Here is a 9,161-nt window from a genome sequence, read left to right on the forward strand (position 1 = left end):
CAATTTCCGCAGTGACTTGTATTATCGCCTGAACGTCATCAACATTCACCTGCAGCCGCTGCGCGAGCGGCGCGAAGACATCCTGCCTCTCGCCACCCATTTTTTGCAGGAAACCCTGAAATTTTCTCCCAAAAAGATTCGCGGCTTCAATCACGAGGTGATGCAGCGCTTCGAGCGTTATCGCTGGCCGGGCAACATCCGTGAGCTTGAAAATGTCGTGCAGCGCGCAATTACCCTGGCGCACAGCGATTTGATCACTCTGGCCGATCTCCCTGCTCATTTCCTCCAGGATATGCCTGAGTTGAGCGAGCCTAAAAACGGCAAGCTTTCATTGGTGCAAGCCAAGCAAATGGCCATTCAACAGATCGAACGCCAATATCTGTTGGAAATGTTGGTGAAACACCAGGGCAATGTCACTAAAATCGCCACCGAGTCGGGCATGACGCGGCGCAATTTGCATCGTTTGCTCAATCGTCATTCCTTGAAAGCGCATGAATGGCGTGAGACTTCTGAAACCGTGTGAAGCCGATTTTTGTCGCAGGCTTCGACAAGCTCAGCCTGCGGGAATGCTTGACTCGGCAGGCTTCGACAAGCTCAGCCTGCGGGAATGCTTGACTCGGCAGGCTCAGACTGCGATGAAACGAACTGTTTTCCGTGCTGGCTGCCTGAACGCCAAATCCGAATTCTTTCCGAACTCTCCTCACAAACTGAGACATTGGTTTCCCACATCGCTGTTTCTTGAAACGAGACGAAATAGTTTGATTAATATGAGCTTTAGTCAAAACGAAATGAGGTGACTGAGACACCAACGTCTCAGTCGCTGTTTTCATCAAACTCGCCCTTGCCGCGCTCATCATCTATCCGCGCATTTATAATCAATAATTTAGATGCCATGAATGTCTGTGAATGAGAATCCATTCACAGACGGAACACTATTTGACATGTAGATTTGCAATTCCAATAAGTTGTTGTGGCCGAGGGCAATGCCATGCATTCAGCAGTTGCAATGGTTAAAAGCAGTGATGGCAGCTTGATTGATTCCTGCCAACAACTCGGCAACGCGCTTGGACTTGTGCCGCACACGCAGCGCCGGGCTGCTGGCTGGTTGTTGGAATTGCTGAACGAAGAAGCGGCAGTCGCCATTTTTGATTGGGATCAAGATGATCCCGACAACCTGGTCTGGATTCAGCTTGTGCGCCAGTTGCGTCCCAAAGTTCCGTTGATTGTGCTGTATGACGGTTACATTGACCACGCCACGGGCGTGAAATTCTGTGAGCAAAAGGTATTTTATTTTTGCCAGCGCCCGATTGACCCGCAAGTGTTGCGCGAGGTGTTGCAGGCGGCTCTGCAATCGGGTAAGTGAAGCGGGCTTCGACAGGCTCAGCCTCCGGCAGGCTTCGACAGGCTCAGCCTGCGGTAGCTCTCGGATAGGGCAGGCTTCGGCAGGCTCAGCGAGCGATAAGTTCTGCCTGTGATGCTGGTACTTTCTGCAATTTGCGAAAAATCCCGAGCAGTTTCGCAAATCTGGAAAAAATGGTCGATGGCTTCGGGAAAAGATAAGCTGAAAAATCAATAATTTATGTTGATTTAGCCATAATTTTTTCAGGGTATAACAGTTGCCTATCTTCATCTTAAAAATTTCAAAATGAAAAATATGACTGAGTGAAAGGAGGTGCAGCCCCGCGAATTGCAGTGAACTTTCATGGTTGTTTGGCTTGCCACTGACTTGTCAAGAAGTCGCATCGGAGGTGTTTATGAAGAGATTGTTAGGATTAAACAGTATCATCTCGGTTGTCGTGATGCTGGTTTTCGCCGCCAGCTCGGCTTGGGCGCAAACCGCCAAAATCAAGATTGAAGGCTACAGCCCGCAAGAAATTCACGATTTGGGCTGGACCTCTCCGCGCTCCACGGGTTTGTCTGTGGTGGGCGTGGGCCAAGTGGTTTATCTCGTAGGATCGGATTCCGCGGGCGCAGCGGTGACCAGCTACGCCTGGACGCTGACCGCGAGGCCGACCGGCTCAACTGCTGCGTTGGACAGCACCAACAAAAAGCAGACGACGTTTAAACCGGACATGGTCGGAAAATTCACGGTGCAGTTGGTGATTACCACTGCCGGCGGCACTAGCGCGCCTCGCGCAGTGACCATAACCTCGGCAAAGTTCGTCGGCGTTGGCGGCATGGACGGCTTGCCTTCCAATCCCGCGGAAGGGCAATGCAGCCTATGTCACTTTGCCAACTTTAATGCGTGGACCAAAACCGGGCATTCCACCATTTTCAAGAATGCGATTGACGGCCTTGCCAGCGATCACTATGCTGAACCATGCATTGAATGCCATACCGTGGGTTTTGATAGCAGCCCCACCGCCGTTAATGACGGTTTTGATGATGTGGCGCGCGAAACGGGTTGGACGTTCCCGGCGGTGTTGCAACCGGGCAATTATGCCAACTTGTTGGCGACCAATCCCAAACTGGCAGCGCGCGCGAATGTGCAGTGTGAAAGCTGCCACGGCCCGGGCAGCGAGCATAAAGGCGTTAAGAATGGCATTGCAATGACTCTGGACGAAGCTTCCTGCGGCGTTTGTCACGAAGAAGAGCCGTATCATCGCATCAGTTCACAGTGGAAAAACTCTGTGCATGGCATTTTTAGCCCCACGTTTGAATCCGTCGCGAATCGTCCGGTTTCTTCGGGCTGCGCCAAATGCCATTCCGGTTGGGGATTTATTCGCAGAATTGACCCCAAAACGCCGGACACCCGCCCGGCCAACGGCGCTTCACAGATCAGTTGCGCCGTCTGCCACGATCCGCACCGTTCGGAACAGTTACCGAACATGGTACGCTCGTTGGATAATGTGCAGTTGGGCGATACGCTGACCGTGGTCAATTATGGCGGTATGGGCAAAGTCTGTATGCAATGCCACATCAGCCGCCGTGATGCCGCAGATTATGTCCAAAATCCGAGCAATTTGAGCACGCACTTTGGCCCGCACTACAGCAATCAAGCTGACATGGTTGACGGCTCGAATGCAGTGGAATACGGCGTGCCCATCGGCAGTTCGGGTCACAAGTATGCCGTGGTTGACGCCTGCGTGACCTGCCATATGTCGGAAACACCGGCAGCCGGCCAGCCAGGGCATGACAAGATTGGCGGCCATACCTGGTCCATGCGAGATGACAATGGCACGCCGGATGATCCGAGCGATGATATTGAAAACGTCACAGCCTGCCAGACGTGCCACGGTCCGATCAAGTCGTTTAACGACATTATGGCCAAGGCCGACTATGACGAAGACGGCACCATTGAAAGCACTCGCCATGAGATCGAAGGTTTGTTGCACCATCTCGACGAGTTGCTGCCGCCGCGCGCAACCACGGCGCAAGTCAATGCGAACTACAAATGGGACGCGAGCATGACGCCGCAGGAAATCGCGCGCCGCCAGACGCTGGCCAAGGCGTGGTATAATTTCCTCTTCGTTGAGGAAGATCGCAGCTTTGGCGCGCACAATGCCGGTTACTCCATTGCATTACTGCGCCGCTCGATTGCGACGCTGACCACGGGCGATATCGGCGCCGGCACCATCAGCATGATTAAAGACGTGCCTGAAGATCAAGGCAAGCAAGTCCGCGTCATGTGGTCGAAATTCGCGGCCGACAGCCCGGCAGCCACCAACGCGGTAACGAGTTACTCGATTTGGCGCCGGGTTGATGATGCCGCCAACTCCACGGGCATCCAACTGTCCTCCAAGGCTGATTTGATCGCCGCGGGCGTGCAAGGCAACGTGGGCAAACGCTACGTCGTCAACCAAGCCGGAACCTGGGATTTTGTGGGCTGGTTGCCGGCTTCAGGCTATGAAGTATACAGCACGGTAGTGCCGACGGTTTATGACAGCACAGCCGACGGCATGCACTGGTCTGTGTTCTTCATCTCCGGCCAGTCGCGCGGAGTGGTTTATGAAACCGCGCCTGACAGCGGCTATTCTGTTGACAATCTCGCGCCCTTTGCGCCCAGCAATGTGGTGGGCAGTCAGGTGGTGAATACCGTCGCGTTGCAATGGGACGAACCGGTTGATGCGGATTTCAAATATTTTGCGATCTACCGCAGCACCACTGCTGGATTCGATCCTGCTGGCATGACCCCGCTCGCGACGTTGATCGACAACAACTATGTTGACACCGACATCGTGCGCGGCACCACATACTACTATCGCCTGTCGGCCTATGATTTCGCCGGAAATCAAAGCCAATTCTCCGCCGAATTGCCAGTCGCCGTAACCACGGTGGGAGAACGCAGCAGCGGTGTGCCGACCGAATTTGCGATGCAGCAGAATTATCCCAATCCGTTCAATCCCGAAACCACGATCAACTATCAATTGCCCTCGCCTGATCATGTGCGGTTGGTGATTTTCTCCGCGCTCGGCCAGGAAGTGCGGCGCTTGATTGATCGTTCACAACCCGCGGCGTATCATACCGTGGTGTGGGACGGACGTGACGAAGCGGGTAATCAACTGCCCTCCGGCATCTACTTCTATCGTCTGGAAACCTCCAAATTCACGGCGATGAAGAAGATGGTTTTGACGAAGTAGACTGGTGAAGCGTCGCGGCAGTCTTCTTCGTTAGCATGCAGTTTGTAAGGTGTTGAGTTTGGCCGCGCCCGAGATCACCGATTTGGGGCGCGGCTTTTTTAACAATACTCGATTTTGGAAAGAAGCGGTTTTATTCCGCAGAAAAAATCAGTGAAAATCCGTGTTCATCCGTGGCTAATAAGATGTCCGGCTGTAAACCATGGCGCGACGCTTACCTCTCATTCCAGGTAGGCGATGCCGGGTGGGGGCGATTTTATTGCAAAATTATAACAAACACTTGTTTTCATGATTAAGATTCATTAAGATTTTCCGCATTTGAATTAATCCCTCCCGCCCGGACGCAGCGCGTCTTTGGACGGCGTTGTTAGGCTTCTTCGATCACAAAGGCGGCTTCATGATTCGCTTGAAATGGCTGTTAGTGTCAATGTTGGCCGCGCTGTTGCCTGCCCTGCTGCGTGCGCAGACGTTCTCCGGCCGTCTCACCAGCTCGTTTTATGCTTATGAACGCAGCGACTCCATCGGCGTCAACACCGGCCAGGCGCGCGGCTATCAAACGTTTCAATTCGATTTCGGCGGAAAGGAGGTGCGGTTGCGCACCTACGGCCAACTCGACCGCGATTTCAACACCCGTCTCGCAGGCGACGGCAAGGCGCGCATGTATAATCTCTCTTTGGAATGGAAGAATCTCGCTAAGCGCGTCGATGTGCAGCTCGGCCGCCAGCCGGTGTTTGGCGGCAGCGCCGTGGGCACGATTGATGGCGCGCAAATCAAAGTGAAAGCCAGCCGCTGGCTGCGCCTGAAAGCCTTTGGCGGCGGATTGCTGCCCAGCGATCAACGCCTCAAGCTTATTGATGATTTGGACAAAAACTACATGGCCGGCGGGCAAGCGGTGCTGACGCCCAATCCCGATTTAAGTATCGGCTTGAGCTTTTTCGACAAGCGGCAATTGCGCCCGGGTTATGATGCGCTGCGCGCCGATTCCATCGGTAATGTTCTCACGCTTTTTGTCGAACCGGAAGATCGCGCCTATCGCGTCGGCTCTGTTGACGCCTCCTGGTTCGTGAGTCCCAAAGCCTCTTTCTATGCCCGCAGTGATTACGATTTTCACGCCGAACAAATCACGCGCGCGGAATTGTCCACCCGCGCCGAAGTGTCGCGCCAACTGATTGTGACCGGCAATTATATCTTTCGTTCGCCCCGCCTGCCGTGGAATTCCCTGTTCTCCGCTTTTAATGTCGAAGACAATCACGAGCTCGAAGGCGGTTTTTATTTTCAATACAAGCCGGCCCTGCGTTTTTACGGCAATGTCGCCGGCATTTTTTATGACGGCGATAATTCCCGGCGCTTCACCGTGGGCACGGATTTAAAATACGGCGGTTTGAGCTACGTGCACCGCAGCGGATACGCCGGCAATCTGGACGGCGTTAATGCCTCGCTTCACTATCCTTTGCAGCGGGGAAGGTTCTTGCCTAACGTGCAACTTTCGTGGGCCGCATACAAGCTCGACGCGGGCGAGGCCGAGCGCGTCTCGCTGTTTTCCGGCGCCGCCGGGCTGTTGGTGCGGCCGCACAAGACGCTGACGTTCGACGGCCAACTGCAACTGTTGCATAATCGCTACTACTCAAATGATGTCCGGTTTTTGTTCCGCATGCAATATTGGTTCTTCACCAAGCTCGGGGCTTCATCATGAGGAGGACGGAAAACGTGTTCAGCCAAACGCGGGCAGGCCGGTTCGGCAGACTCCCGGCAGGCCTTAGCTTTAATCGTGCAAGTCAAGATGTACGCTCAACAAGTATCACAATGAAAAAAGCTCTGCGTTGTCTTTGCGTCTCTGCGTCTTTGCGTGAATTCTTTTCAATGTTGCTGGGTCTCTTGTTTATGGTAAGTTTTGCGAGTGCGCAAGACCGGCAAACCTCGTGGAATGATCCTGTCGCGCAATGGGCCAAAATCAAATTTTCCCACAAGCAACACATTGTAGACGTGGGCGCGGAGTGCAGCACGTGTCACGCGGCAGCAGATTCCAGCGAAAGAGCGGAAGAATTATTGTTTCCCAAACACGCCGAATGTTCCGGCTGCCATGCGGAAGTCGAAAGCGAGAACACCGACGATTGTAAATTCTGCCACACCGACGTCGACAATCTCGAGGCCTTTGCCCTGCCCAACCGCGAAGATATCGTGTTCAACCATAAACAACATATCGCAGGGCAGCAGCTTGAATGCGCGACCTGCCACGCCGGCATCGAGCAATCGGAAGCGCCGAGCGTTGCTTATTTGCCCGTCATGGCTTCCTGCAATTCCTGCCACAACGAGGTGAAAGCCACGAACGCCTGCGAGTCCTGCCACCCGCGCGTGGAAACCATGCTGCCGTTGTCGCATCGCGTGCCGGATTGGTCGGAGCAGCATAAACGCCTGGTGCGCGCCGATCATACCACGAGTGATTGCGCCTCCTGCCACAACGATAATTTCTGCCAAACGTGTCACGCCGAAGCCGCGACGCAATTCACCACCGGCGATTTGCTGCGCAGCGTGCCGGAAAACCGGCCGCAGCCTTCGGGCAAGAATCCTGCAGTCAAACAAAATGTGCATGAGTTGAATTATTTGTTCACGCACAGCCTGGATTTTCGCGCCAAGCAATCCGATTGTTTTTCGTGCCACAATCAACAGACGTTTTGCACCGAGTGCCACACGCGCAATCAAGCCGCGGGCTTTGGCGCGCCGTTTCCGCTGTCGCATCGCGCAGCGGATTTCGTGCGTATTGGCGCGGGCAGCGGCGGCGGCCAACATGCCGTGCTGGCGCGCCGCGATATGGAATCGTGCGCCTCGTGTCATGATTTGGAAGGCCGCGATCCTTCGTGCGTGTTGTGCCATACGAATTTGGCGCCCGGCCGCAAATAATCTTTACTCCGAGCGATTGAGAATGCACTTGAAAAGGGCAGGTTGCAATGAAGATCATGCCGATTAAAAAATTTTTTCTCCTGCTGTTGCCGTTTGCCGTATTGCTGGTGCAGGCGTGCAGCGAGCCGCAAGAGGCGCCGACCGCCCCGCAGAACGAAGTCGAGATTCATGGCGCCGGTTGGATGAATCCCGCCTCCGCGAATTTTCACGGCAAGGTTTTGGCGCAGCAGAATTACAACTCCGCAAGCTGCCGCGAATGCCACGGCAATCAGTATGACGGCGGCATCGTTAAATCCTCCTGCAAAGCCTGCCACACCACATTTCCGCATCCGGAGGGTTGGCTCAGTTCCGGCGGCGCAACGTTTCACGGCAAAGTGCTGGCCGGGCAGAATTATCGCCTCACGGAATGCGCGGCTTGTCACGGGACGCAATTCGACGGCGGCACTTCCGGTGTTTCGTGCCGCACTTGCCACGCCACCTATCCGCATGCAGAGGGCTGGCTCGATCCTTCTTCCGCAACTTTTCATGGCGCATTGCTGGCTGCACAGAATTATGACGCCCAGGAGTGCCAGGCGTGCCACGGCACGGATTTGAGCGGCGGCACCTCCGGCGTTTCATGCAAAAAATGCCACGCCAGCTACCCGCATCCGGATAATTTTGTGGCAGGACCGGCCTCGCATTTCGTTTTTCTGAGAGATAATAGCTACGATTTGAATTCCTGCAAGTCTTGTCATGGCCAGGATTATTCCGTGGTGAAAGAGAGCACATCCTGTTTGACTTGCCACGCTCAACAAGGCGGCCCGGAGGCCTGTAATTTGTGTCACGGCAATGCGAGCGGCGATGCGACGGTTTTGATCAACGCCGCTCCGCCCGAGGGTTTGGACGGCGAAACCCTTCCGACTGAACCAGCGGTGGGCGCGCATACCGCGCATTTTAATTTTTTCGACTTTTTGTCGACCGAGCAGGTTTGCCAGGAATGCCACGTGGTGCCGAACAATTTCTTTGCGCCCACGCACATTGACGGCAACAACCGCGTGGAACCTGCGCTGAGCGGGCCGTTGGCCAATTTTGTGACAGAAGGCGGTAGTCGCGTACCGAACGGCAGCTACGACGCCAACGCCAATACCTGCGCCAATACCTATTGCCACGGCAACTGGGGTTTGCGCCGCTCGCAGTCCTCGAATGATTTCATCTTTACTGCTGAAGTCATGACCGGAAATTCGGCAGCACCAAATTGGGTCACGCCGGGATCCGTCGCGTGCGGATCGTGTCACGGTCTGCCGCCCACCGGGCACGTTGAACACAGCCTGTCGTCCTGCACCATTTGCCATCAAGGCGTAATCGATGCCTTTGGCGAGATCACGGACAAGACCAAGCACATCAACGGCAAGGTGAATGTTTTCGGAATGGAGTATCCGATGTATTGAACTTGGACGAAAAACTGCCCGGGCGATTAGTCATGAAGCATGAATCAAATAAACAACCAATTCTTACATGACAAATCGCCCGGGCGGTAGGTTGGTTGTTTTATTTATGAACAAAATCAATATGGGAGAACGGAGTGAACGGAGAAAGCATTCTTGATGAGATTTTTCCGTGCATTCCGTTTTTTGTTTATATGGAATTTGGAATCTGCCTATTGCACTACGGACGCAGGTTCGTTAAGGCTTTTCTAAAGTTTATTTG

Annotated in this window: 6 protein-coding genes; all 6 read left to right on the forward strand. The window is 54.2% G+C overall.

The annotated features are described in order from the left end of the window. On the forward strand, positions 1-523 hold a 523-nt coding region (locus tag FBQ85_21175), incomplete at its 5' end, for a sigma-54-dependent Fis family transcriptional regulator (GenBank protein ID MDL1877650.1). A 483-nt stretch (positions 524-1,006) separates the two neighbouring features. Beyond that, the gene (locus tag FBQ85_21180; GenBank protein MDL1877651.1) at positions 1,007-1,363 is read left to right on the forward strand and encodes a hypothetical protein; all 357 of its coding nucleotides are present in this window, start codon (positions 1,007-1,009) and stop codon (positions 1,361-1,363) included. A 391-nt stretch (positions 1,364-1,754) separates the two neighbouring features. Then, positions 1,755-4,580 carry a T9SS type A sorting domain-containing protein gene (locus FBQ85_21185; protein ID MDL1877652.1) on the forward strand — a complete coding sequence of 942 codons (2,826 nt, stop codon included), beginning with the start codon at positions 1,755-1,757 and terminating at the stop codon, positions 4,578-4,580. Between the two features lie 394 nt (positions 4,581-4,974). Then, positions 4,975-6,270, forward strand: a complete 1,296-nt coding sequence (locus FBQ85_21190) for a hypothetical protein (GenBank protein MDL1877653.1) — start codon at positions 4,975-4,977, stop codon at positions 6,268-6,270. Between the two features lie 167 nt (positions 6,271-6,437). Further along, positions 6,438-7,475 carry a hypothetical protein gene (locus FBQ85_21195; GenBank protein ID MDL1877654.1) on the forward strand — a complete coding sequence of 346 codons (1,038 nt, stop codon included), beginning with the start codon at positions 6,438-6,440 and terminating at the stop codon, positions 7,473-7,475. Between the two features lie 47 nt (positions 7,476-7,522). Continuing rightward, on the forward strand, positions 7,523-8,902 hold the full coding sequence (locus FBQ85_21200; protein MDL1877655.1) for a hypothetical protein: 1,380 nt from the start codon (positions 7,523-7,525) through the stop codon (positions 8,900-8,902). The last annotated feature ends 259 nt before the right edge of the window (positions 8,903-9,161 follow it).

The organism is Cytophagia bacterium CHB2 (assembly GCA_030263535.1).
In the GTDB taxonomy this organism is placed as follows: Bacteria; Zhuqueibacterota; Zhuqueibacteria; order Zhuqueibacterales; family Zhuqueibacteraceae; genus Coneutiohabitans.